At 66.4% G+C, this 25785-nt stretch carries 21 protein-coding genes; all 21 read left to right on the plus strand.

Annotation, left to right across the window (positions count from 1 at the left end; all coding sequences use genetic code 11):
- The first annotated feature begins 66 nt into the window (after window positions 1-66).
- The 21 genes from ACXRVZ_RS13190 to ACXRVZ_RS13290 all read left to right on the plus strand — a co-directional run bounded on the left by ACXRVZ_RS13190 (window position 67) and on the right by ACXRVZ_RS13290 (window position 25455).
- A complete protein-coding gene (locus ACXRVZ_RS13190; RefSeq protein WP_458232464.1) occupies window positions 67-1656 on the plus strand; it encodes an XrtA system polysaccharide chain length determinant in 1590 nt (529 codons plus the stop codon).
- 1 nt (window position 1657) lies between these two features.
- Window positions 1658-2644: an XrtA-associated tyrosine autokinase gene (locus tag ACXRVZ_RS13195; RefSeq protein ID WP_458232465.1), complete on the plus strand. Its 987-nt coding sequence runs from the start codon at window positions 1658-1660 to the stop codon at window positions 2642-2644.
- Window positions 2562-4172 carry a TIGR03016 family PEP-CTERM system-associated outer membrane protein gene (locus ACXRVZ_RS13200; protein ID WP_457427293.1) on the plus strand — a complete coding sequence of 537 codons (1611 nt, stop codon included), beginning with the start codon at window positions 2562-2564 and terminating at the stop codon, window positions 4170-4172. Before ACXRVZ_RS13195 ends, ACXRVZ_RS13200 begins: the two co-directional genes overlap by 83 nt.
- 26 nt (window positions 4173-4198) lie before the next feature.
- Window positions 4199-5296 carry an XrtA/PEP-CTERM system-associated ATPase gene (locus ACXRVZ_RS13205; RefSeq protein WP_458232466.1) on the plus strand — a complete coding sequence of 366 codons (1098 nt, stop codon included), beginning with the start codon at window positions 4199-4201 and terminating at the stop codon, window positions 5294-5296.
- 16 nt (window positions 5297-5312) lie between these two features.
- Window positions 5313-6206 (plus strand): XrtA system polysaccharide deacetylase, encoded by an 894-nt coding sequence (locus ACXRVZ_RS13210; RefSeq protein ID WP_457427297.1) that lies wholly within the window; start codon window positions 5313-5315, stop codon window positions 6204-6206.
- Complete coding sequence (locus tag ACXRVZ_RS13215) at window positions 6207-7256, plus strand: FemAB family XrtA/PEP-CTERM system-associated protein (RefSeq protein ID WP_457427299.1); 1050 nt, start codon at window positions 6207-6209, stop codon at window positions 7254-7256.
- Window positions 7257-7266: 10 nt separating this feature from the next.
- Complete coding sequence (locus ACXRVZ_RS13220; protein WP_457427301.1) at window positions 7267-8463, plus strand: TIGR03087 family PEP-CTERM/XrtA system glycosyltransferase; 1197 nt, start codon at window positions 7267-7269, stop codon at window positions 8461-8463.
- The gene (gene xrtA, locus ACXRVZ_RS13225) at window positions 8457-10028 is read left to right on the plus strand and encodes an exosortase A (RefSeq protein WP_458232467.1); all 1572 of its coding nucleotides are present in this window, start codon (window positions 8457-8459) and stop codon (window positions 10026-10028) included. The genes ACXRVZ_RS13220 and xrtA overlap by 7 nt, the downstream gene beginning before the upstream one ends.
- A 42-nt stretch (window positions 10029-10070) precedes the next feature.
- Window positions 10071-11351 (plus strand): nucleotide sugar dehydrogenase, encoded by a 1281-nt coding sequence (locus tag ACXRVZ_RS13230; protein WP_457427305.1) that lies wholly within the window; start codon window positions 10071-10073, stop codon window positions 11349-11351.
- Window positions 11352-11355: 4 nt separating this feature from the next.
- Entirely contained in the window at window positions 11356-12501 is a 1146-nt protein-coding gene (locus ACXRVZ_RS13235) for a TIGR03088 family PEP-CTERM/XrtA system glycosyltransferase (RefSeq protein WP_457427307.1), read from the plus strand.
- A 122-nt stretch (window positions 12502-12623) separates the two neighbouring features.
- Window positions 12624-14543: an XrtA/PEP-CTERM system amidotransferase gene (locus ACXRVZ_RS13240; protein ID WP_458232468.1), complete on the plus strand. Its 1920-nt coding sequence runs from the start codon at window positions 12624-12626 to the stop codon at window positions 14541-14543.
- The gene (locus ACXRVZ_RS13245) at window positions 14540-15706 is read left to right on the plus strand and encodes a glycosyltransferase family 4 protein (protein ID WP_457427311.1); all 1167 of its coding nucleotides are present in this window, start codon (window positions 14540-14542) and stop codon (window positions 15704-15706) included. Before ACXRVZ_RS13240 ends, ACXRVZ_RS13245 begins: the two co-directional genes overlap by 4 nt.
- 2 nt (window positions 15707-15708) lie before the next feature.
- Entirely contained in the window at window positions 15709-16905 is a 1197-nt protein-coding gene (locus ACXRVZ_RS13250; RefSeq protein WP_457427328.1) for a glycosyltransferase family 4 protein, read from the plus strand.
- Window positions 16898-18220 (plus strand): putative O-glycosylation ligase, exosortase A system-associated, encoded by a 1323-nt coding sequence (locus tag ACXRVZ_RS13255; protein WP_457427313.1) that lies wholly within the window; start codon window positions 16898-16900, stop codon window positions 18218-18220. Before ACXRVZ_RS13250 ends, ACXRVZ_RS13255 begins: the two co-directional genes overlap by 8 nt.
- The gene (locus ACXRVZ_RS13260; protein WP_457427314.1) at window positions 18217-19176 is read left to right on the plus strand and encodes a polysaccharide deacetylase family protein; all 960 of its coding nucleotides are present in this window, start codon (window positions 18217-18219) and stop codon (window positions 19174-19176) included. The genes ACXRVZ_RS13255 and ACXRVZ_RS13260 overlap by 4 nt, the downstream gene beginning before the upstream one ends.
- Window positions 19176-20438 carry a glycosyltransferase gene (locus ACXRVZ_RS13265; protein WP_457427316.1) on the plus strand — a complete coding sequence of 421 codons (1263 nt, stop codon included), beginning with the start codon at window positions 19176-19178 and terminating at the stop codon, window positions 20436-20438. Before ACXRVZ_RS13260 ends, ACXRVZ_RS13265 begins: the two co-directional genes overlap by 1 nt.
- Window positions 20435-21916, plus strand: coding sequence for a lipopolysaccharide biosynthesis protein (locus ACXRVZ_RS13270; protein ID WP_457427318.1), 1482 nt, complete (start codon window positions 20435-20437; stop codon window positions 21914-21916). Before ACXRVZ_RS13265 ends, ACXRVZ_RS13270 begins: the two co-directional genes overlap by 4 nt.
- 16 nt (window positions 21917-21932) lie before the next feature.
- Entirely contained in the window at window positions 21933-23003 is a 1071-nt protein-coding gene (locus ACXRVZ_RS13275) for a Gfo/Idh/MocA family protein (protein ID WP_457427320.1), read from the plus strand.
- A 5-nt stretch (window positions 23004-23008) separates the two neighbouring features.
- The gene (locus ACXRVZ_RS13280) at window positions 23009-23596 is read left to right on the plus strand and encodes a DapH/DapD/GlmU-related protein (protein WP_457427322.1); all 588 of its coding nucleotides are present in this window, start codon (window positions 23009-23011) and stop codon (window positions 23594-23596) included.
- Window positions 23597-24691: a DegT/DnrJ/EryC1/StrS family aminotransferase gene (locus ACXRVZ_RS13285; RefSeq protein ID WP_457427324.1), complete on the plus strand. Its 1095-nt coding sequence runs from the start codon at window positions 23597-23599 to the stop codon at window positions 24689-24691.
- Window positions 24692-24759: 68 nt separating this feature from the next.
- Window positions 24760-25455, plus strand: coding sequence for a class I SAM-dependent methyltransferase (locus ACXRVZ_RS13290; protein WP_458232469.1), 696 nt, complete (start codon window positions 24760-24762; stop codon window positions 25453-25455).
- The last annotated feature ends 330 nt before the right edge of the window (window positions 25456-25785 follow it).

Consider the following 25785-nt stretch of genomic DNA (forward strand, 5'->3'; position numbering starts at 1 on the left):
TCGGCGTGGCGCTTGAGCGCCGAGTTGCGGCCGTCGTCGCCAAGGCATTAACTGAGACTGTTTTCGATGGAATTGCTGATTGCTCAGTTGCTGGTCATCGTCCGGCGCATGTGGAAGTACCGCTGGATTGGGCTGGTCGTGGCCTGGGTGGCCGGTGTGGTGGGCGCGGTGGTCGTGTTCGTGCTGCCGGATCGATACGAGGCCAGTGCCCGCATCTATGTCGACACTCAGTCCATCCTGAAGCCGCTGATGGCGGGCCTGGCGGTGCAGCCCAATGTCGAGCAGCAGGTCACGATGCTGAGTCGCACGCTGATCAGCCGGCCCAACGTCGAGAAGCTGGTGCGTATGGCCGACCTGGATCTGAAGAACCAGTCCAAGGCACAGCAGGAGGCCACCATCGAGGCGGTGACGGCCAATCTCTCCATCCAGAGCAGCGGGCGGGACAACCTCTACATGCTCGGCTACCGCGACAGCGATCCGGAGACTGCCAAGCGCGTCGTGCAGTCTCTGGTGTCGATCTTTGTGGAGTCCAGCCTCGGGCAGACACGTCAGGGCACGTCGACGGCGACGACCTTCATCAACGAGCAGATCAAGTCGTACGAGACCAAGCTGGAGGAGGCCGAGGCCCGGCTCAAAGAATTTCGGCTGAAGAATCTGTCCAACATGGCCGGCGACGGCAAGGACGCGGCAGCCCACATCGGCGAACTCAGTACCCAGCTTGACAAGGCCCGGCTCGAATTGCGCGAGGCCATGAATGCGCGGGATGCCGCCAAGAGTCAGTTGGAGGCCGAGAAGGGTCGTGGTGGTGCGCAGACGACGGCGCAGAGCCTGATGCAGGAGTCGACGGCCAACGTCAGCACGCCTGAGCTCGATGCGCGCATATCCGAGCACCGCCGCAACCTTGACGCTTTGCTGCAGCGGTTTACGGATCAGCATCCTGACATCGTCTCCACACGCAAGCTCATCAAGGATCTCGAGGACCAGCGCAAGCGCGAGCTCGTCGAGTTGCGCAAGGCGGCGATGAACGTACCGGTGGGATCTGGGGCGCAGAGTTCGGGCAACCCGGCTGTCCAGGAAATGGTGCGCATCCTTGCGACGACCGAGGTGCAGGTGGCATCGCTGCGGGCCCGGGTGGACGAGTATTCCTCCCGCTACGCCCAGGCGATGGCAGCGCTCAAGACGGCTCCGCAGATGGAGTCCGAGGCGGCTCAGCTGAATCGCGACTACGAAATCCACAAGAAGAACTACCTGGACCTCGTCGGACGGCGTGAGCAGGCGTCTATTTCAGGCGAGTTGGACGTCGCGTCCGGCGTGGCCGATTTCCGTGTCATCGACCCGCCGCGCGCCAATCCCAAACCGGTGGCGCCCAACCGCCTGCTGATGCTGGCCGGCGCCATGGCTGCGGCCCTGCTTGTGGGGCTCTTCACGACCTTTGCGGCGAGCCAGTTGCGGCCGGTATTTCATGACGCCAACGACCTGCGCGCTCGCGTCGAATTGCCCATACTGGGTGTGGTGACCCGGCTTGTCACCGATGCAGACCGTGCGCGTTTTCGCGTCGATCTGATTCGGTTTTCTGCGGGCGCCGGAGGGCTACTGGTGATGTTTGCCGTTGCCTTGACGGTCTTGGCCGTTCAACTGAGTCGGCAGGTGGTTTGATATGGCGAGCTTGATCGAACAGGCCGCCCAGCGGCTCGAACAACTGCGCCAGGCTGGCGTAGTGCTTCCTGGTGACGAGCAGGGCGCGCCGCCAGTCGAGCAATCGCTCGTCCGGCCACCGCCTGCAATTGCCGCAGCGGTGAGTCAGCCCTCGGCCCAACCCGCACCGCTGCCGGTTGGCATATCGGTGGTTGAGGATGGCCCGCACCCGTCCTCCAAGCGGGTCGAACTGGACGTGGTGGCGCTGGCTGCGCAGGGCTTCTTGATGCCGCACACGCCGCGCTCGCAGACCGGTGACCAGTACCGCGTCATCAAGCGCCCACTGATCAAGAACGCCATGGGCAAGGGCGCTTCGACCATCAACCATGCCAATCTGTTGATGGTGACCAGCGCGCTGGCGGGCGAGGGCAAGAGCTTCACCTCCGTCAATCTCGCGTTGAGCATCGCGGCCGAACTGGACAACACGGTCATGCTGGTCGATGCCGACGTGGCGCGGCCCTCGGTACTGCGCATGCTGGGCCTGCCGCAAGGGCCAGGCTTGCTGGATGTGCTGGAGGAGAGGGTCGACATGTCCGAGGTGCTGCTGCGCACCAATGTCGAGAAGCTGACCATCCTGCCCAGCGGCACGCCCCATGCCCGCGCGACAGAACTACTGGCCAGCGATGCGATGAGCCACATGCTCGACACCATGGCCAAGCGCTACCCCGATCGCATCATCATCTTCGATTCGCCGCCGCTGCTGTTGACGACCGAATCGCGCGTGCTGGCCTCCCACATGGGGCAGATCATCATCGTGGTCCATGCCGAGAAGACACCGCAGAGCGCTGTCCAGCAGGCCCTGGCCGCCATCGAGAACTGCCCGGTGAAGATGATGCTTCTGAACCAGGCGAGCCCCAACGCTGCCGGTGGCTACGGCTATGGGTATGGCTACGGATACGGGTACGGCTACGGCTATGGGTATGGCAGCAATGACTCGGCGCAAAGCTGAGCAGCGTTGCCTCGCGTTCGCACTTGCCGCCTGGGCCACGGTAGCGCAGGCTCAGCAGGGCGGTGCTGCCGAAGGAAGCAGCGGCATGCTCGTGTCGACGCGACTGGGTGTGACGCAGACCTGGACGGACAACCTGCGGTTGGACGACAAGAACAAGGACGCGGCGCTGATCACGACGGTGTCGCCCGGCTTCAGTCTCTTCAGCAACAGCGGCGCACTGCGCGGCACGCTGGACTATTCGCTGAATGGCATCGCTTACGTAAAGTCCGATCAACCATCACGCCTTCAGAACTCGCTGTCGGCCAACCTGCAGGCCGAGCTGATTAGCCGTACCCTTTTCGTCGACGTCCGGGCCAGCATCGGCCAGCAGAACACCTCAGCCTTCGGTGTGCAAAGCGCTCCCACGCTAGGCTCTCAAAGTGCGGCGTCCAGCCTGGCCAACGAGAACCAGCGCGAAACCGCCACGCTCGCGGTGTCGCCGTCGTTGCGCGGCATGCTGGGTGGCGTGGCCACCTATGACCTGCGCGGCGACTTCACGCGCACCGAAGTGCGTGGCAGCAGCCTGGGCGACAGCCGTGGCAGCGGTGGCTCGTTGCGCATCAGCGAATGGAATGCTGGCGTACTAGGCTGGTGGCTGCAAGCCACCAGCCAGCGGGTCACCTCGTCGTCGGCAACGGCGGTATCCAATCACAACGAGTCATTGACGGCGGGGCTGAACTACCGGCCGGACCCGGACTGGAATTTCACGGTCAATGCTGGCCGCGAGCGCAATGACTACCAGGGCAGTGGTAACGCCAACGGGCCGACCGTCGGTGCGAGCGCGGAATGGACGCCGACACAGCGGACCCGCATCAACGTCGATTTGCAGCGCCACAACTACGGCAACACTCACGCGCTGAGTTTTGAGCATCGCCTCTCGCGCTCCGTCTGGCGTTTCTCCGACACGGACAGCGCCATGCTGGGCAACACCGGCTCCACGGGTGGCTTGCGCACCAACTACGACCAGTTCTTCCTGCTGTTCGCGTCGATCGAACCCGACGTGGTGAAGCGCGATTCCCTCGTGCGCGCGTATCTGCAGGCGCAGGGGCTGTCGCCCGACGCTGCGGTGGCGGGCGGTTTCCTGTCGACGGGGCCGAGTCGGCTGCGCAGCCAGATGCTCAACGTCACGCTGCAAGGCGTGCGCAGCAGCCTGTCCGTTCAGGTCAACCGCTCGGTCACGACGCGGCTGGGCAACAACCAGAATGAAGGCGATCTCGCCAACACCTCGCGCATCGAGCAGCGCTCCTACTCGTTGACGGCGAGCCATCAGATGACGCCGCTGTCTGGCGTGGCGCTGACGGCCTCCCGCCTGGAGACAACAGGCGACCTGAATGGGCAGTCGGTGCGGCTGACCAGCCTGCTCGCCAACTGGAACATCCGTCTTGGTCAGCGGCTCAACGGGCAGCTGGGCGCTCGCCGCAGCCGGTTCGAAGGTGGCACGCCGTACACCGAGAATGCGGTCTACGCCAACCTGACCCAACAGTTCTGACATGAAACGCCCCTGGCTCCACTGACATGTACGAAGCCTTCTACGGCCTGAGCAGCAAGCCGTTCCAGCTCAGCCCGGATCCGAACTTCTACTTCGGCAGCAAACAGCATCGCCGGGCCAAGGCCTATCTGGACTACGGCGTGCTGCGCAATGACGGCTTCATCGTCATCACCGGCGAGATCGGTGCCGGCAAGACCACGCTGCTGCGCGGCCTGCTGGACAGCCTGAACCGCAGCAACGTCGTCATCGGCAATGTCGTGACGACCCAGCTCGACGCCGAGGACACGCTTCGCATGGTGGGCGCGGCTTTTGGCGTGCGCGTCAAGGACGCGCCCAAGTCCGAGCTGTTGATGACGCTGGAGGCCTTCTTCGTCAACCAGGTGACCCAGGGCAAGCGCTGCCTGCTCATCGTCGACGAGGCGCAGAACCTGACCGCTCGCGCGGTGGAGGAGTTGCGCATGCTGTCCAACTTCCAGTTCGCCAACCAGTCGCTGCTGCAGACCTTCCTCGTTGGCCAGCCCGAGTTCCGCAGCATCCTGCAGAAGCCGGAGATGGAGCAGTTCCGCCAGCGCGTCGCGGCCACTTGCCACATCGGCCCGCTGGATGAGGACGAGACCCAGCGCTACATGGAGCACCGCCTGAAGTGCGCAGGCTCCACTGGCAAGCCCACCTTCGACCACGAGGCCTTCCCGGCCATCCACAAGGCCAGCAACGGCATCCCGCGCCGCATCAACCGGCTCTGCGACCGCCTGCTGCTGCTGGGCTTCATGCAGGGCCGCAGCCACCTGACGCTGGCCGACGTGAAGGACGTGCTCAAGGACATCGCCCAGGAGAGCGAGATCCCGCGCAACAGCGACGCCAGCCCGCTGGACAGCACGCCCGCTAGGCTGCCGGACAGCCGGCCCGGTGCGCTGGACAGTGCGCCCGGATCGCTGGACATCTCGCGCCTGAAGTTGAGCGTGGCCGATGTCGACGGCTTGTCGTCCGAGATTGCCGCCCTCAACGCCGACCACCATACCGACCGCCTGCAGCGGCTGGAGCGCAGCATGATGCGTCTGGAGCGCATCAACCTGCAGACGCTGGCCCTGCTGCAGAAGCTGGTCGACGCCGTCAAGCAGCATTGAATCGAGTGAGATTGCCATGCTGATGCCCACCAAGACCCCCGCCTTGCGCAATGCCATGAGCATCGACGTGGAAGACTACTTCCAGGTCTCGGCCTTTGCGCCCTACATCAAGCGCGAGGACTGGAACGGGCTGGAATGCCGCGTCGAGCGCAATATCAACAGCATCCTCGCGCTGCTGGCCGACAAGCAGGTCCACGCCACCTTCTTCACGCTGGGCTGGATCGCCGAGCGCTACCCGCAGCTCGTCAGATCAATAGTGGCCGGCGGGCACGAACTGGCCAGCCACGGCTATGGCCACGAGCGCGCCAGCGACCTCAGCCCGGCGGCATTCCTGGAAGACATCGCCAGCGCCAAGAAGCTTCTGGAAGACCTCGGCGGTGTGCCCGTCGTGGGCTACCGCGCGCCGAGCTTCTCCATCGGCAAGGGCAACCTCTGGGCCTTCGACGTTCTGCGCGACGCGGGCTACCGCTACTCGTCCAGCGTCTACCCAATCGCGCATGACCACTACGGCATGCCCGACTCGCCGCGCTTCGCCTACCCGGTGCGCGAGGGCTTGCTCGAGATCCCGGTGACGACGCTGCGCCTGGGCTCGCGCAACCTGCCCAGCAGTGGCGGCGGCTATTTCCGGCTGCTGCCTTATGCGCTGTCGCGCTGGATGATTCGCCGCGTCAACGAGGTTGACGGCGAGTCTGCGGTCTTCTACTTCCACCCCTGGGAAATCGACCCCGAGCAGCCGCGCGTGGCCGGCATCAACGCCAAGACGCGCTTTCGCCACTACGTCAACATCCCGCGCACCCATGGCCGCATCGCGCGGCTGCTGGAAGACTTCCGCTGGGGCCGGATGGACGAGATCTTCCTTGGCCGCGAGGCCAGCCCGCGCGCTCCGGCGCCCTCGCTGAGCCAGGCCTGAATGAGCGCTTCCCTCCGCATTGCGCGGCTCGCCGCGCAAGACCAAGCCTTGTCCGCGCGCTGGGACGCTTTCGTCCTCGCCCATCCGCAGGCCACCTTCTTCCACCGCAGCGGCTGGCTGCGCGTCATCGAGCGCAGCTTCGGCCACAAGGGCTTCTTCCTCTATGCCGAGCGTGACGGCGTCATCGAAGGCGTGCTGCCGCTGGCCGAGGTCAAGAGCCGGCTGTTCGGCCACTCGGTCGCCAGCCTGCCCTTCGCGGTCTACGGCGGTGTCGCCGCGCTGAACGACGAGGCGGCGGCGGCCCTCGAAGCCGAAGCCGAGAAGATCGCCAGAGGGCAGGGCGCCGAGCACCTCGAGTACCGCAACCTCGGCCCCACCCGCCACGCCGACTGGCCGCGCCAGGACCTCTACGTCACCTTCCGCAAGGAGATCCTGGCGGACGAAGAGGCCAATATGCTGGCCATCCCGCGCAAACAGCGGGCCATGGTGCGCAAGGGCATCAAGAACGAGTTGAAGGCGGACATCGACGCCAACGTCGACCGCTTCTTCGACCTCTATGCCGACAACGTGCACCGCCACGGCACACCGGCCATGCCGAAGAAATACTTCCAGGCGCTGCTGGATGAGTTCGGCGCCGATGCTGAGGTGCTGACCGTCACGGCCCCAACCGGCAAGCCGCTGTCCACCGTGCTGAGCTTCTACTTCCGCGACGAGGTGCTGCCCTATTACGCCGGCGACGACGAGGCGGCCCGCGACCTCGCCGCCAACGACTTCAAGTACTGGGAGCTGATGCGCCGTGCCTGCGCGCGCGGCCTCAAGGTCTTCGACTACGGCCGCAGCAAGCAGGGCACCGGCCCCTATGCCTTCAAGAAGAACTGGGGCTTTGAGCCGCAGCCGCTGAGCTACGAATACCGCCTCTTCAAGCGCGACGCGATTCCCCAGAACAACCCGAACAACCCCAAGTACCAGCTGATGATCAAGGCCTGGCGAAAGCTGCCCATCGGCGTCGCGAACTGGCTCGGTCCCTTCATCGTCAAGAACCTCGGCTGAGGCGGGTCAGTTGAAGATCCTCTACCTCGTCCACCGCCTGCCCTACCCGCCCAACAAGGGCGACAAGGTGCGCTCTTACCACCTGCTCAAGCACCTGGCGGCGCGGCATGAGGTTCATCTCGGCACCTTCGTCGACGACCCCGACGACGAGCAGCATCTGCCGCGCGTGCGCGAGCTGTGCACCAGCCTGCACGCGGCTCGCCTGAACCCGCGCAGCGCCAAGTTGCTGAGCCTGCGCGGCCTGCTGAGCGGCGAGGCTCTGAGCCTGCCCTACTACCGCGACGCCGGCCTGCAGGCCTGGGTGGACGAGACGGCCGCGCGCGTCGGCTTCGATGCCGTCGTCGTCTTCAGCGGCGTGATGGCGCAGTACACGGGCAGCCTGAAGAACGTGAAGACGTTGGTGGACTTCGTCGACGTCGACTCGGCCAAGTGGCGCGACTACGCGCCCGAGCATGCCTGGCCCATGTCGTGGCTCTACCGCCGCGAGTTCAACAAGCTGCTGGGCTTCGAGCAGCGCGTCGCGCGCGAGGCTGCATGCAGCTTTTTCGTCACCGACAACGAGGTCGCACTCTTCCGCGAACTCTCCCCCGGCCAGGCGTTGAATCTCGCCGCGCTGGGCAACGGCGTCGACGCCGACTTCTTCGTGCCCGACCCGGCCCGCGCCAGCCCGTTCGTGGCCAGCGAACTGCCGCTGGTGTTCACCGGCGCGATGGACTACTGGCCCAATGTCGACGCGGTGACCTGGTTCGTGACCGACATGCTGCCGGCGCTGCGCGAGCGCTTCCCGGCGCTGCGTTTCCACATCGTCGGCCGCAGCCCGGCGCCGGCCGTGCAGGCGCTGGCGAGCGAGGCCGTCAACGTGACCGGCACTGTGCCCGACGTTCGGCCCTATCTTCAACACGCGGCCGCCGTAGTCGCGCCGCTTCGGCTGGCGCGCGGCCTCCAGAACAAGGTGCTGGAGGCCATGTCCATGGCCAGGCCGGTCGTCGCCGCCGGCAGCTGCGTGCGCGCCATCACGCTTGATGCCCAGCCCGGTCTGCAGCCCGCTGATGACGCAGCAGACTATCTGGCGCGCATCGGCGCACTGCTGGCTGACCGTGTTGTGGCCGACGCTGCCGGCAGCAGCGCGCGCAATTTCGTCGTCGGCGCCTACAGCTGGGATGCTCACCTGGCCGGCCTTGATCATCATCTGGAGACGGCATGCTGAACCTGCCCAAGCCTTGGCGGCTGCCGCTGCTCGGCCTGGCCCTGGCCTGGGCGCTGGTCGCCGCGCTGTACTACGACACCGGCGCGGCCATGGTGTTCATCTGGAACCGCTCCGAGACCTTCGCCCACGCCTGGGTGGTGCCGCCCATCTCGGCCTGGCTGGTCTGGCGACTGCGCGCCGACCTGGCCGTCGTGACGCCCCGTCCCGTGCTGCGCTGGCTGTGGCTGATGCCGTTGCTGGGCGTGCTGTGGCTGCTGGGCGATCTGGTGGCGGCCAACGCGGCGACGCAGTTCGCGTTGGTGGGCATGTTCGTCCTGATGGTCCCGGCCCTGTTGGGCACCGAGGTTGCGCGCCGCATTGCCTTCCCRCTCGGCTTCCTGTTCTTTGCCGTGCCCTTTGGCGACTTCATGACGCCGTGGCTGATCGACCGCACGGCGGACTTCACTGTCGTCGCGCTGCGTATCACCGGCATCCCGGTGTTCCGTGAAGGCACGCAGTTCATCATCCCGACGGGCTCCTGGTCGGTCGTGCAGGCCTGCAGCGGCATCCGCTACCTGATGGCGTCGCTCATGGTCGGCACGCTGTTCGCGTATCTGAACTACCGCTCCTACCGCAAGCGATGGGCCTTCGTTGGCGTCGCGATCATCACGCCGCTGGTAGCCAACTGGCTGCGTGCCTACATGATCGTCATGCTGGGCCATCTGTCCGGCAACAGGCTGGCCGTCGGGGTGGACCACATCATCTACGGCTGGGTCTTCTTCGGCATCATCATGCTGGCCATGTTCATGATCGGTGCACGCTGGTCCGAGCCCGATCCGGAACTGCAGCCCGCGCCCGCCGGTGTCGCCCTGCATGCTGCCTCGCCCGCGCTGTGGTCGGGCGCCTTGCTCGCTGCGGCGCTGACGCTGGCCCTGCCCAYACTGCTGCGCTCCCAGACCCAGCAAGCGGGCGCGCACGGCGAACCGATGCTGGCCGCACCCGCCGTGTCGGGTTGGGCCTGGCAAGACGAGCCGCTGACGAGTTGGCGACCGCATTTCGATAACCCGGCCGCCGTGCTGCATGGCCGCTTCGAGCCGGAAGCCGGCGGGCCGGCTGTCGGTGTCTATGTCGGCTACTACCGCGACCAGCGCTACGGCCATCAGCTCATCACCTCGGTCAACCAGCTCGTCAATGACGAGAACGACAAGGATTGGTCAAAGACGGGCTCGGGCCAAGCCATGCTCGACGCGCCGGCCGGGCCGCTGCCCTGGCTCACCGGGGAGCTGCGTGGCCAGGCGCTGAGCCAGGTCAGCGGTGGTGGCAACCAGGCGCCCCGGCTGCGGGTCTGGCAGATCTACTGGATCAACGGCCGGCCGTTCATTAGCGACTGGCAGGCCAAGCTCTACGGCGCCTTGCAGCGCCTGCTGGGGCATGGTGATGATGCAGCGGTTGTGCTCGTCTACGCCGACAAGGCTGACGTGGGTGACGAAGACGCGCTGCTGAGGGACTTTCTGCGTGCGCACTGGTCCACGCTGGACACCGCTTTGCGTGGGGTCCGAGACCGTGACGCCGCACACAAGCAGTGACAATCACGCGCCTTCAAAAATCACAGCAACGAGAACCTATCCATGAACACGCTCGCAGTCATCGGCCTCGGTTACGTGGGCCTGCCCCTGGTGGTGGAGTTCGGCAAGCAGATCCGCACCATCGGCTTTGACATCGCCAAGAACAAGGTCGAGGCCTGCCAGCGCGGCACCGATCCGAGCCGAGAGCTGACGGACGAGGAAGTCCAGGCCGCCAAGTACGCCGTCTATACCGATGACCCGGCCCTGCTGGCCGAGGCCGACGTCATCATCGTCGCCGTGCCCACGCCCGTGGACGAGGCTCACATCCCCGACTTCCGCCCGCTGATCGGATCAAGCATCAGCGTCGGCCGCAACATGAAGCAGGGCGCCATCGTCGTCTACGAGAGCACCGTCTACCCGGGCGCGACCGAGGAGGTCTGCATCCCCGTGCTGGAGCGCGAGTCGGGCCTGAAGTGGAAGGAAGACTTCTTCGTCGGCTACAGCCCCGAGCGCATCAACCCGGGCGACAAGGAACACACGCTGACCAAGATCCTGAAGATCGTCTCCGGCGACACGCCCGAGACGCTCGCCAAGGTCGCCCAGGTCTACGAAATGATCGTCGAGCCCGGCGTGCACCGTGCCTCCAGCATCAAGGCCGCCGAGGCCGCCAAGGTCATCGAGAACACCCAGCGCGACCTCAACATCGCGCTGATGAACGAGCTGTCCATCATCTTCGACAAGCTCGGCATCGACACTTCCGAGGTGCTGGAAGCCGCCGGTACGAAGTGGAACTTCCTGAAGTTCAAGCCGGGTCTCGTTGGTGGTCACTGCATCGGCGTCGACCCCTACTACCTGACCCACAAGGCCGACATGCTGGGCTATCACCCGCAGGTCATCCTGGCTGGCCGACGCATCAACGACGGCATGGGCAAGTTCATCGCCGAGCAGACCATCAAGCAGATGATCGCCAGCGGCAGCCCGGTCAAGGGTGCGCGCATCAACGTGCTGGGCCTGACCTTCAAGGAGAATTGCGGCGACCTGCGCAACTCCAAGGTCATCGACATCATCAACGAGCTCAAGACCTATGGCGTCGAGATCTTCGTGACCGACGCGCAGGCCGAGGCCGACGAGGCCATGCATGAGTACGGCGTGCGCCTGATGCCCTTTGACGACCTGCCGCAGGCGGATGCCATCGTTGCCGCCGTGTCGCACCGCGAGTACGCCGAACTCAGCGCTGCCGATATCGGCAAAAAGCTCGTCAAGGGCGGCGCCTTCATCGACGTGAAGGCGGCGTTCGATGCCAAGGCGCTGGTCGACGCAGGCTTCCGCCTCTGGCGTCTCTGATCTCGTGAGCAGCGACGCGCGGCCGCTGGTCGTCCACCTGCTGCACCGCTTCGACACCGGCGGGCTGGAGAACGGCGTCGTCAACCTCATCAACCACCTGCCGGCCTTCCGGCATGCGGTGGTGGCGGTGACCGAGATCACCGCCTTCAAGGAGCGCGTGCAGGCGCCGGGCACGCAGTTCATTGCCTTGAACAAGCCGCCGGGACAGGGCCTGTGGCTGTATCCGCGCGTCTACCGCCTGCTGCGCGAATTGCGCCCGGACGTCGTGCACACGCGCAACCTCGGCGCGATGGAGTTCCAGTGGCCCGCCTGGGCGGCCGCCGTGCCGTTGCGCGTGCACAGCGAGCATGGCTGGGATACCAACGACCTTGGCGGCGTCAGCCGCAACAACCAGCGACTGCGCCGCGTCTACGGCGCGGGCACGCACCGCTTCGTTGCGCTGTCCAGGGCCATCGAGACCTACCTGACCGGGCCTGTCGGCTTTGCGCAAGCGCGCGTGCAGCGCATCTGCAACGGCGTGGACACCCAGCGTTTCGCGCCGGCGACGACGGTGCCGCCGGCCTGGCCCTACCGCCGCGGCGAGCATCTCGTCATTGGCGCGGTCGGCCGCATGCAGGCGGTGAAAGATCCGCTCAACCTCGTCGACGCCTTCTTGCGGCTGCGCGAACTCTGTCCGGCGGACTGGCCGCAACTGCGCCTCGTCATGCTGGGCGGCGGCCCGCTGCTCGACGCGGCGCGCGAACGCCTCGCCGCAGCCGGCGCCCTTGAGCAGGCCTGGCTCCCCGGGGACCGCAGCGACGTGGCCCAGTTGCTGCCGCAGTTCGACATCTTTGCGCTGCCGTCCCAGGCCGAGGGCATCAGCAACACCCTGCTCGAGGCCATGGCCTGCGGCTGCGCGCCCGTGGCGACCGATGTGGGCGGCAATCCGGAACTGGTGGAGGAGGGCGAGGGCGGCAACGGCCTGCTGGTGCCAGCTCAGGACAGCGCGGCGCTTGGGGCCGCGCTGGCCCGCCTCGTCAACGAGCCGGCCCTGCGCCGACGGCTCGCCGAGGCCTCGCTGGCGCGGGCGCGGGCCGAGTTCAGCCTGGACGGCATGGTGGGCGCCTATGCAGCGCTTTATGCCGGCTGCCTCCCCCGGACAGGGGGGTAGGCGTGCGCGAGATCACGCCTGGCTCCGCCGTAGCCGGGCAGCACGCCCAAGCTCGGTAAGAATCCGTCTTTCCCCGCGTCGCGCTGGCGCGGTTTCCTCTTGGCTGAATCAGGTCCCAACCCATGTGCGGCATCACCGGTCTGTTCGACACCCGCGGCCAGCGCCTCCCCGAGCGCGAGCGCCTGCATCGGATGAACGAATCCCAGCACCATCGCGGGCCGGATGAAGGTGACCTGCACATCGAGCCCGGCGTGGGCTTCGGTCACCGACGCCTGTCAGTCATCGATATCGCGACCGGCCAACAGCCCATCTTCAACGACGACAAGTCGGTGGCGCTCGTTTTTAACGGTGAGGTCTACAACTACCTGGAGCTGATGGACGAGCTGCGCGGCCACGGCTACGTGTTCCGCACCAAGAGCGATTCCGAGGCCATCGTGCGCGCCTGGGAGCACTGGGGCGAGGACTGCGTGCATCACCTGCGCGGCATGTTCGCCTTCATGATCCACGACCGCAAGCGCGACTGCCTGTTCATGGCCCGCGACCGCCTGGGCGTGAAGCCGCTGCACTACGCGCTGACCGAGGACGGCTGGTTGCTGTTCGGCTCCGAGCTGAAGAGCCTGATGGCCCACGGCGGCCTGCGCCAGGAGATCGACCCGCGCGCCGTCGAGGCCTATTTCGCGCTGGGCTATGTGCCCGACCCCTGGACCATCTACCGCCACGCCCAGAAGCTCGCCCCCGGCCACCGCCTGCTCGTCAAGCGCGGCCAGGCGCTCGGCACGCCGCAGCGCTACTGGGATGTCAAGTTCACGCTCGACGCCAAGATCGGCGAGGAAGAGGCCGCCGAGGAGTTGCGCCGGCGCCTGAGCGAGTCCGTCAAGCTGCGCATGAAGGCTGAGGTGCCGCTGGGCGCCTTTCTGTCGGGCGGCGTCGACTCCAGCGCCGTCGTCGCGGCGATGGCCGGGCTGGACGACCAGCCGGTGAACACCTGCTCCATCGGCTTCGACGACCCCAAGTTCAACGAGACCGCGTTCGCGCAGCAGGTGGCGGACCGCTACCGCACCAACCACCGCGTCGAAGTCGTCAACAGCGACGACTTCGGCCTCGTCGACCTGCTGGCCCACCTCTACGACGAGCCCTACGCGGATTCGTCGGCCATTCCTACCTACCGCGTCTGCGAACTGGCCCGCAAGCATGTGACCGTGGCGCTGAGTGGCGACGGTGGCGACGAAAGCCTGGGTGGCTACCGCCGCTACAAGATGCACATGATGGAAGAGCGCATGCGCAGCGCCTTCCCGTTGGCGCTGCGCAAGGGCGTGTTCGGCCCGCTGGCCAGGCTCTACCCCAAGGCCGACTGGGCGCCGCGCGTCTTCCGCGCCAAGACCACCTTCCAGGCCATCGCCCGCAACTCGGTCGACGCCTACTTCAACACCATGGGCCTGGTGCGCGACCCGATGCGCAACGAGTTGTTCAGCGACAGCTTCAAGCGCGAGCTGCAGGGCTGGCATGCCAGCGAGGTCTTCCACCACCACGCCCAGCGTGCCGGCACCGACGACCCGCTGGCGCTGATCCAGTACCTGGACATTCACACGTATTTGCCTGGCGACATCAACACCAAGGTCGACCGCGCCAGCATGGCCCACAGCCTGGAAGTGCGCGAGCCGCTGATGGACCACCAACTCGTCGAGTGGGTGGCGACGCTGCCGTCCGACCTGAAGCTGCGTGGCCAGGAGGGCAAGTACATCTTCAAGAAGGCGTTGGAGCCGATGCTGCCGCACGATGTGCTGTACCGGCCCAAGATGGGCTTCTCGGTGCCGCTGGCGCGCTGGCTGCGCGGCCCGCTGCGCGAGCAGACGCGTCAGGCGCTGCAACAGGGCGCGCTGGCTCAAACTGGCTGGTTCAACCCCGGCGTCATCTCGCGCATGCTGGACCAGCACGAACGCGGCCAGCTCGACCATTCGCAGYCGCTGTGGGTGCTGCTGATGTTCGATGCCTTCCTGCGCAACGCCGGCCTCGGCCAGGCGCGTGCGAGCGCCGCCGCATGAGGGTGCTCTACCACCACCGCACTGCGTCCAAGGACGGCCAGGCGGTCCACATCGAAGAGATGATCACGGCGCTGCGCGAGCAGGGCCACGAGGTGCGCGTCGTCGCGCCCGGCGGTGGCGACGACGAGCCCAGCGGCCAGATGGGCGCCGAGGTCGGCTGGGTGGCGCGGCTGCGCGCCCGCCTGCCCAAGGCCGTCTACGAACTGCTGGAGCTGGTCTACACGCTGGTGGCCTATCGGCGCGTCGCCGCCGCGGCACGCGAGTTCAAGCCCGACGTCATCTACGAGCGCTACAACCTCTTCCTGCTGGCCGGCCTGATGCTCAAGCGCCGCACCGGCCTGCCGCTGCTGCTGGAGGTGAACGCGCCGCTGGCCGAGGAACGTGGCAAGTTCGGCGGCCTCGGGCTGCCATGGCTGGCCCGCTGGGCCGAAGCCAAGGCCTGGCGCGGCGCTGACTTCGTGCTGCCCGTGACCGACGTGCTGGCCGACCATGTGCGCGCTGTCGGCGTGCCCGACGAGCGCATCGTCGTCGTGCCCAACGGCATCAATGAGGCCCATTTCGCCGCCGCGCCGTCGCAGCTCGATGCCAAAGCCAGCCTCGGCTGGCCGCAGGCGCTGGTGCTGGGCTTCACCGGCTTCGTGCGCGACTGGCACGGCATGGACCGCGTCATCCGCTGGATGGCCAGCCCCGCAGCGCCGGTGGAGGCGCGCCTGCTCGTCGTCGGCGACGGTCCGGTGCGCGCCGAGCTGGAGCAACTGGCCGCCGACCTGAAGCTCGGCGACCGCGTGCGCTTCACCGGCGTCGTCCACCGCGACCGCGTGCCGGGTCTGGTGGCCGCCTTCGACGTGGCCTTGCAACCGGCGGTCGTCGCCTACGCCTCGCCGCTCAAGCTCATCGAATACCTGGCGCTTGGCAAGGCCATCGTCGCGCCCAACCAGCCCAACATCGCCGAGGTGCTGAGCGATGACGTCAACGCGCTGCTCTTCGAACCAGGCGACGCCGCGGGGCTGGAGCGCTCGCTGGCCCGTCTGGCGCACGAGCCGGCGCTGCGCCAGCGCCTGGGCGACGGCGCGCGGGACACGATCAACCGCATGCAGCTCACCTGGGCCGGCAATGCCCGCAAGGCCGTGGGCCTGGCGGTGCGCGCGGGAGCTCGCCCTTGACCTTGCGCGTGCTGACCTTCTCGACGCTGTTCCCGAGCAGCGTCCGCCCGACGCACGGCATCTTTGTCGAGACGCGCCTGCGCGAGCTGTTGAAGAGCGGCCAGGTCGAGTCGCGCGTCATCGCGCCCGTGCCATGGTTCCCCTCAAACGATCCGCGCTGGGGCGACTACGCCAAGTTCGCCGCCACGCCCGTACGCGAGCAGCGCAACGGCATCGACGTGCGGCATCCGCGCTATCTGCTGCTGCCGAAAGTGGGCATGACCTCGGCACCGTTGACGATGGCGCTGGGTGCCCGCGCCGCCGTGCAGCAGCTCATCGACGAAGGCTTCGACTTCGACCTCATCGACGCTCACTATTACTACCCCGACGGCGTTGCCGGAGCGCTGCTGGCCAAGTGGTTCGACAAGCCTCTGACCATCACCGCCCGCGGCACCGACCTCAACCTGATCCCGCAGCACGCGCTGCCCAAACGCATGATCGAGTGGGCGGCCCGGCGCGCCGCCGCCTCCATTGGCGTCTGCGCCGCTCTGATGGACGTGCTGCGCGGCTGGGGCCATGACCCGGCCCGGCTTCACACCCTGCGCAATGGCGTGGACCTGGAGCGCTTCCGCCCGCTGCCGCAGGCGGCCATGCGCGCCGAGCTCGGTGTGAGCGGCGAGCCGCTGCTGCTGTCGGTGGGCCATCTGATCGAGCGCAAGGGCCACCATGTCGCCATCGAGGCGCTGGCCGAACTCGCGAAGCAGCGCGCCGGCGCGCGCCTTGTCGTCATCGGCGAGGGCGAGGAGAGGGCGGCGCTGACGGCGCTGGCCGCCCGCCTGGGCGTGGCCGACAAGGTGCGCCTGACAGGCGCCCTACCCAACACCGAACTGCTGAAGTGGTACAGCGCCGCCGACGTGCTGCTGCTGTGCTCCAGCCGCGAGGGCTGGGCCAACGTGCTGCTGGAGTCCATGGCCTGCGGCACGCCCGTGGTCGCGACCGACATCTGGGGCACGCCCGAAGTCGTTGCCGCGCCGGAGGCGGGGCGGCTGGTGACCGAGCGTACCGGCGCCGGCTTTGCCGCCGGCATCGAGGCCTTGCTGGCCGCTGGTGTCGACCGTGCCGCCACGCGTTGCTATGCCGAAGGCTTCAGCTGGCAGGCGACGACGGACGGCCAGCTGGGCCTGTTCAGCGCCATCCGGGAGGCGGGCCGCCATGCGTGACCTGGCCCTGCTGACTGTCATCGGCTGGTGCTTCCTGCAGGCCTTCAAGCGGCCGTGGATAGGCATCCTGTGCTGGACCTGGCTCAGCATCATGAACCCGCACCAGCTGTCATGGAACCTTAGCACCATGCCCTTCGCCGCAGCGATCGGCGGCGCGACGCTGCTGGGCCTGTTCATCACAAAGGACCGGCGTGACTACTCGACGAACCGCGAGAACATCACGCTGATGCTCTTCATGCTGTGGATCTGCATCACGCTGCCGTTCTCGATGATCTGGGACGAAAGCTTCGACCTGTGGAAGCGGGTCATGAAGATCGACCTGATGATCCTCGTGGCTATCGTGCTGCTGCACAGCAAGCGCCACATGATGCTGCTGACCTGGGTGCTGGTCATCTCCATCGGTTTCTTCGGTGTCAAGGGCGGCGCCTTCACGCTGCTGACCGGCGGCAGCTACAAGGTCTGGGGGCCGGAAAACACCTACATCGAGGGCAACAATGAGGTTGCGCTCGCCATCGTGATCGTCATCCCGCTGATGCGCTTCCTGCAGATGCAGATGCAGGCCAAATGGGCCAAGGTGACGATGGCCGTGTGCATGATGTTGATGGCCATGGCGGCGCTGGGCAGCCATTCGCGGGGCGCGTTGCTGGCCATCGCGGCGATGGCCCTGGTGCTATGGTGGCGCGGCAAGAACAAGCTGGTTGGTGCCATCGTCATGGTGGTCATCGGGGCCGCGTTGCTGTCGGTGATGCCGGCCGAATGGTGGGACCGCATGAACACCATCAAGACTTACCAGCAGGACGAGTCGGCCCTGGGGCGCATCAATGCGTGGTGGATGGCCTGGAACCTGGCGAAGGCCCACTTCTTCGGTGGCGGCTTCTACATCTGGACGGGGATCATCTTCGCTGTCTACGCCCCCGACCCGAACGACACGCATGCAGCGCACAGCATCTACTTCATGGTGCTTGGCGAGCAGGGCTTCCTCGGCTTGTTCCTTTTCCTGGCGTTGTTCACGATGGTCTGGTTCACGGCCGGGTCGCTGCGCATCAAGGGCCGCGCACATGCGCAGACCCATTGGTTGTCCGATCTCGGTGGCATGCTGCAGGTGAGCTTGGCCGGGTATGCCGTAGGCGGCGCATTCCTGAGCCTGAGCTATTGGGACTTGCCGTACAACTTGATGATTCTGGCCGTCATCGGCCAGCGATGGTTGCAGCGCAAGGAGTGGCTGACTGAGCAGGCGGAGCCGGTCATCTACTGGCCAGCGTTCATGAAGAAGCGTTTCGACAAGAAGAAAAAGAACATTCCCAACCTGTCATGAAACCTCTGTTCAGCCTGTTGTCCCCGGCCGGCGCGCGTGCGCGCCTGACCGTGCTGATCTTCCACCGCGTGCTGCGCGAACCCGATCCGCTGTTCCCCGACGAGGTCGACGCGACCCGATTCGGCGAGTTGTTGGGCTGGGTCAAGTCCTGGTTCAACGTGCTGCCGCTGGACACGGCGATTCAGCAACTGCACGAGGGTAGCCTGCCCGCGCGTGCGGCGGCGCTGAGCTTCGACGATGGCTATGCCGACAACCATGACGTGGCGTTGCCGCTGCTGCGCAAGCACGGCCTGTCTTGCAGTTTTTTCGTCGCTACCGGCTTCCTGAACGGTGGCCGCATGTGGAACGACACGTTGATCGAATCGGTGCGCCTGAGCCGGTTGCCTACGCTGGACCTGCGCGGCCTGGTCGACGGGCGGGGCGAGGACCTCGGCCAGCATGCGTTGGGCGACACCGCCGGCCGCCGAGCGGCGCTCGGCAAGCTCATCGAACGCGTCAAATACCTGCCGCCCGAGCCTCGCGTGGCCTGTGTCGACGCGATCGCCGCGCGCGCCGAGGTGGTAGCGCCGGACGACCTCATGATGAGCAGCGATCAAGTGCGTGCGCTGCGGGCTGCCGGCATGCAGATCGGCGCCCACACCGTCAGCCACCCCATCCTGGCCAAGCTCGACCTGCGGCAGGCCGCTGACGAGATCGGCCGCAGCCGCGATGTGTTGCAGGCGCTGCTTGGCGAGAAGGTCGGTCTGTTCGCCTACCCGAACGGCAAGCCGGGCACCGACTACCTGCCCGACGTGCACCCGGCCATCGTGCGCGAGCTGGGTTTCGACGCCGCCGTAGCCACGCGCTGGGCCGCCGCGCGCCGAGCAGACGACGTGTTCCAGATCCCGCGCTTCACGCCCTGGGATCGTGACCGCCTGAAGTTCGGCCTGCGGTTGGCGCGCCAACTGCTCAACTGATGCGCCGCGTCCTCTTCATCGCCTACCTCTACCCGCCGGTCGCCAATTCGGGCACGCGGCGCAGCCTCGCCTTCGCCAACCACCTGCCCGACGTGGGCTGGGAGCCGCTGGTGCTGACGCTGGAGCCTGAGCCGCAGGCGCCGCTGGATGCGGAACTGCTGGCCGAGGTGCGCCCCGGCACGCGCATCGAGCGGGTGGCGCTGCAAAGCCGCCTGCGGGCGCGCCGCTGGGCAGGCTGGCTGGGTGAACGGGTCGTCGAGGCTCTGGCCTGGCGGTTGCGTGTCCGCGCCGATGTACCGGACGAAGCCGCCAGCTGGCTCGCGCCCGCCGTCGCGCGTGCGATGGCCCTGCATGACAGCGTGGGTTTCGACGCGATCTACGCCAGTGGCTGGCCGTGGACAGGCTTCCTGATCGCCCGCGAGGTGTCGCGCCGCACCGGCAAGCCCTATGTGCTGGACTACCGCGACCAGTGGACACCGAGCGGCGACATGGCCTGGGAGAAGGTGTCGGCTGCACAAGCGAGCCAGAACCCGGCGTTGGAGCGGCTGGCGGCGCGCGACGCGGCGGCCATCGTCACGGTGACGCAGGCGCTGGTCGACAGCATCGCCCGCGACTGCGGCCGCAGCGGCCTGCACCTGATCACCAACGGCTTCGAGCCCAAGGATTTTTCCGGCGAGGTGGCACCCATTGCCGACGGGTTGCTGCGCGTCGCCTACACCGGTGTCTGGCGCCAGGGCTACGGCTTGCAGGACCTGTACGCAGCGATCACGCTGCTGAAGGCGCAAGGCCGGCCGGAGCTGGCGCGGCTGTGCGTGCAGGCCGCCGGCTTCAAGCCCGGCGCCGCTGCCGAGGCCGGTGTCACCGACTGGGTGACCGAGCTCGGCCCGGTGCCGCATGGCCAGGCGCTGACGCTGATGAAGCAGGCCGATCTGCTCTACCTGCCGGTGCCGACGGGCTACTACGCGACGGCGTCGCTGCCTGGCAAGCTGTTCGAGTATCTGGGCTGCGGCCGCCCCGTGCTGGCCGTCGTGCCGCAGGGCAGCGAGGTGGCACGGGTGCTCGACGACACGGGTGGCGGTGTGCGCTGCGAGCCGGGTGACGTGGCCGGGCTGGCCGAGACGCTCCTTGGCTGGCTGCGCGGCGAAGCCCGGGTGGCGCCATCGCAAGGGATCGCACGCTACAGCCGCGCGGCCACCACCGCGCGCCTGGCCCAGGTGCTGGATGCCGCCGCCGAAGGCCGTGTGCTGGAGCCCCTGCGATGAGCAGCGTGCGCCGCGCACTGCTGTTCTCGTTCGCGGAGCGTTATGCGCTGATCGTCATCAACCTGGCGGCCAATCTGCTGATTGCCCGCTTGCTGACGCCGGCCGAGATAGGCGTCTACTCGGTGACGCTGGCCGTCATGAGCATCGCCCAGGTGCTGCGCGACTTCGGCGTCGCCAGCTATCTGATTCAGGAGAAGGACCTCACCGACGACCACATCCGCACGGCGCTCGGCGTCACGCTGGTCATCGGCGTTGCGCTGGCCCTCGTGCTGTTCGGCGCGGCGCCTTGGATTGCGGACTTCTATCGCGAGCCGCGCATGCGCGACCTGCTGTGGCTGGCCTCGGTGAACTTCCTGCTGCTGCCGTTCTCGACCATCTCGCTGTCGCTGCTGCGGCGGCGGCTGGCTTTCAAGGTGCTCGCGGTTGTCAACCTCATCGCCACTGTGGCCGGCGCGTTGACCAGCGTGGGACTGTCCTGGGCAGGCTACGGCCCGTTGGGTCTGGTGGCGGGCACGCTCGTCATCAGCGCGACGACCGGCTTCGCGGCCTGGTGGGCGCAGGGCGAACGCCGGCTGCTGCGGCCCAGCCTGTCGCTCTGGCGCAGCCTGTTTCGCTTCGGCGCGCAGAGCTCGGCCGTCGGCATCGTCACGTCGGTGTCCATGGACATCAACGATCTTGCCGTCGGCAAACTGATGGGCTTCGAGCCCGTTGCGCTGCTGAGCCGCGCGCAGGGGCTGATGAACCTCTTCCACCGTGACCTGATGGGCGCCGTGCGCAACGTGGCCTACCCGGCCTACGCCAAGGCCGTGCGCGAGCACGAGGCGATGGAGCCGCTGTACGTGATCGGCGTCACCTACGTCACCGTCGTCGCCTGGCCGTTCTATGGTTTCGTGTCGCTCTACGCACTGGAGACGCTGCGCCTGCTGTTCGGCCCGCAATGGGATGCCGCCGCGCCGCTGGTGCCCTTGTTCTGCCTGGCCGGCGCCCTGTCGGCCACCAGCAGTTTGATAGGCAATCTGATCGTGGCGATGGGTCGAATGGACCTGCTGACCCGCATGGAATTGGTCTTCCAGCCGGCGCGTGCTGGGCTGATCGCTGCCGCTGCCTGGTTCTGGCGCGAACCGTGGGCTTGCGCCGCCGCGTTGGTCGTGGCCATGCTGCTGCAATTGCCGCTGGTCTACGCCGTCAAGGGGCGCTTCTTGCCCAACGACTGGCGTGCGCTGGGCAGCCATCTGGCGCGCAGCCTGACCGTGGCGCTGATTGCGGTGGTTCTGCCAGCGCTGCTGCTGTGGGTGCAGCCGCGCGCGCCGGGCGCGCCCATGCCCTGGCCCTGGTTCGCACTGGCCATCCTCAGCTGCATCATTTCCTGGTTGGTGGCGCTGACCTGGTGCCGTCATCCGCTGGCCGCCGATCCGGCCTTCTCCAGACTGACCCGGTTTGGGCGGCGACGTGCCGACAATACCGTTCAGGATCGATAACTCACAGGTGATTCGCATGCAACAGTCCCGCTCCCTCGTCACCGGCCGCCGGGTCCGCTTCGCGCTGATCGGCTGCGGCCGTATCGCGCAGAACCATTTCGAAGCCATCAAGAAGCACGCCGACCGGGCAGAGCTGGTGGCCGTGGCCGACGTGGACGCCGCAGCACTCAACGCGGCCGTCGCCAAGACCGGCGCCCGCGGCTTTGGGTCGTTGACCGAGCTGCTGGCCGCGCGTGCGGAGCTGGGTATCGACTGCGTCGTGCTGACCACGCCCAGTGGCCTGCATCCGCGCCAGGCCATCGAGGTGGCTCAGGCCGGCATCGACGTGATGACCGAGAAGCCCATGGCCACGCGCTGGCAGGACGGTCTGGCCATGGTCAAGGCCTGCGACGACGCCGGCGTGCGCCTCTTCGTCGTCAAGCAGAACCGCCGCAACCCGACACTGCAATTGCTCAAGAGCGCCGTGTCCGAAGGCCGCTTCGGCCGGCTCTACAACATCGCCGTCAACGTGTTCTGGACGCGTCCCCAGGCCTACTACGACAGTGCCGAGTGGCGTGGCACCTGGGAGTTCGATGGTGGCGCCTTCATGAACCAGGCCAGCCACTACATTGACCTGCTGGACTGGGTCTGCGGCCCGGTCGAAAGCGTCATGGCCTACACCGGCACGCTGGCGCGCAACATCGAGGTCGAGGACAGTGGCGTGGCCGCGCTGAAGTGGCGCAACGGCGCGATGGGCACGGTCAACGTCAGCATGCTGACCTACCCGAAGAACCTCGAAGGCTCCATCACGCTGCTCGGCGAGAAGGGTTCGGTGCGCATCGGCGGCGTCGCCGTCAACGAGATCCAGCACTGGCAGTTCGACACGCCGCACGAGATGGACGCCCAGATCGCCGATGCGAGCTACGAGACCACGTCGGTCTACGGTTTCGGCCACCCGCTGTACTACGACAACGTCATCAACACGCAGTTGGGCAACGCCCACCCCGAGACCGACGGCCGCGAGGGCCTGAAGTCGCTGGAGCTGCTGATCGCGATGTACATGAGTGCCCGCGACGGCAAGCGCGTCAACCTGCCGCTGCACTACTGAAGAAAATGGCCACGACCATCCACCCCTCGGCCATCGTCGACGACGGCGCCCAGCTCGGCGCCGACTGCCGCGTCTGGCACTTCGTGCACATCAGTATGGGCGCCCGCATCGGCGCCAAGTGCTCCTTCGGCCAGAACGTCTTCGTCGGCAATGACGTGCTCATCGGCGACAACGTCAAGATCCAGAACAACGTTTCCGTCTATGACGCGGTGACGCTGGAAGACGATGTCTTCTGCGGCCCGAGCATGGTGTTCACCAACGTCTACAACCCGCGCTCGGCCGTCACGCGCAAGGACGAGTACCGCCGCACGCTGGTGAGGCAGGGCGCGACGTTGGGTGCCAACTCAACAATAGTCTGCGGCACGACCGTCGGCCGCTACGCCTTCATTGGCGCCGGCGCCGTCATCAACCGCGACGTGCCCGACTTTGCGCTGATGGTCGGCGTGCCGGCCAGGCAGATCGGCTGGATGAGCCGTTTCGGCGAGCGGCTGGAACTGCCGTTGAGCAGTGCCGAACCCGTCGAAGTCGCCTGCCCCAACACCAGCGACCGGTACCGCCTGAGCGGCCAGCAACTCCAACTGATCGAGAACTGAATGGACTTCATCGACCTCAAGAGCCAGTACGCGGCCCTGCGCGACAACATCAATGGCCGCATCCAGGCCGTGCTGGACCATGGCCAGTACATCCTCGGCCCTGAGGTCAAGGAGATGGAAGCGGCGCTCAACGCCTACACCGGCGCCAGGCATTGCATCAGCGTTGCCAGCGGCACCGAGGCGCTGCTCATCTGCCTGATGGCACTGGACCTCAAGCCCGGCGACGAAGTCATCACCAGCCCGTTCACGTTTGCCGCCACGGCCGAGATGATCGTGCTGGCCGGCGGCGTGCCTGTGTTCGTCGACATCCAGCCCGACACGGCCAACATCGACCCGGCGCTGATTGAAGAGGCCATTACCGCCAGGACCAAGGCCATCATGCCGGTCAGCCTGTATGGCCAGGTCGCGGACATGGACGCGATCAACGCGATTGCCGACAAGCATGGCCTGGCTGTCATCGAGGATGCTGCGCAGAGCTTTGGCGCCAGCTACCAGGGCAAGAAGAGCTGCAATCTGTCGACCTTCGGCTGCACCAGCTTCTTCCCGAGCAAGCCACTGGGTTGCTACGGTGATGGTGGCGCCATCTTCACGAACGACGACGCGCTGGCCCAGGCATGCCGCGAGATTCGCACGCACGGCCAGAGCCAGCGCTACCTGCACACGCGCGTCGGCGTGGGTGGCCGCATGGACACGCTGCAATGCGCCGTCGTGCTCGGCAAGCTGGACCGCTTCGAATGGGAAGTGCGCCGCCGCCTGGAACTCGGTGACGCCTACCGCGCCAAGCTGCAGGCGGCGATCCCAAGCCTGCAACTGCTGGCCGTGCGCGATGACCGCGATTGCGTCTGGGCTCAATACACCGTCTTCGTCGACAACCGCGAGGCGGTCCAAGCCAAGCTCAAGGCGGCCGGCGTGCCGACCGCAGTGCACTACCCGCGCCCGCTGCATCACCAGCCTGCGTACGCCCAGTACGCCAGGCCCGAGGACTTCCCGCACAGCATCGCCGCCGCCGCACGCGTGATGAGCCTGCCGATGAGCGCCGACCTCACGGACGAGCAGCAGGTTCGGGTTGTCGCTGCGCTGGCAGCATGTTTCTAGGTATTCTGGGGTGATTGTGTTAGCACAATCGGCCACTATCTACAGCGAATTTGAGTGAAGGGGTGCAAATGCCGAATGAGTGGGGTAGTGGTGAATACGACAGCGTCTATGCCTCTGGAGGGGCGGACAGAATTTACGATTTGCCGTATCGACTGAGTGGCTATTACCCGCTTTTTAAGGGCGTGCTAGCAGCAAGTCTTGCGTTGCATGCCCGCAGCATTTTGGAAGTAGGGTGTGGGACAGGCGGTTTCGCACACCTTTGGGCCGAACGCGGCAATGGGGGGCAATATCGCGGATTTGACTTCAGTCCCATTGCTGTCGCGCGAGCGAAGGGCAGGCTAGGGGAAGGGGAGCGCGGTGACCGGTTCTGGGTGGGCGATGCGCGGTTGCAGCAGCAGTACGAGGGCGACTTCGATGCCGTCATTTGCACCGAGGTATTGGAGCACATTGAGGCTGACCGAGAGGTTGTTGGCCTTTGGCCTAAAGGGGTAGGTTGCGTTTGCAGTGTGCCGAACTTCGAGGCTGAAAACCATGTTCGGGTGTTCACCAGCGAACAGCAGGTGCGGGATCGCTACGGTGATCTCATTGAGATTGACAGTATTGTGCGTATCAAGAAGCCTTACCTCTTCGATCTTTCTTGGCAGAGCTATTGGCGAGAACTGCGCTGGAATCGCTACCGGCCTGAGCGACTTCAGAAAATTCTTGGATGGGAAAGCTTTGAGCGAGCAGGGGGATGGTTTCTCTTCACCGGTCGGCGGCGTTAGCTCGGGGCTGAACAGGTTCATGGCGCGGTCCTGGTTCTCTTTGCGGCAAAGCAAAGGTACGGAACGCTCAGGTTGACCCGCGAATCGGCCTATGGGGCCCCCGCCGTCAATCTGCAATTGGCGTGCCCAAGTGTGCATGCTGATTTCGTTGTTTTCTCCGGTGCTCGCTGCCCTTGCACGCCGCCGGTGGCGCGGGAAGGATCTCGCGGTGGGTCAATATTGGATCGGCGCCGACAGATCCAACATCCATCGCTGTATGAGCGGATTGCCGTCGAACTCCTGAGTTCGAGCTGAGTGCGTGAATTCGTACGTTCGGATCTGTGCGGGGGG

It is taken from the genome of Roseateles sp. P5_E8 (assembly GCF_054177665.1).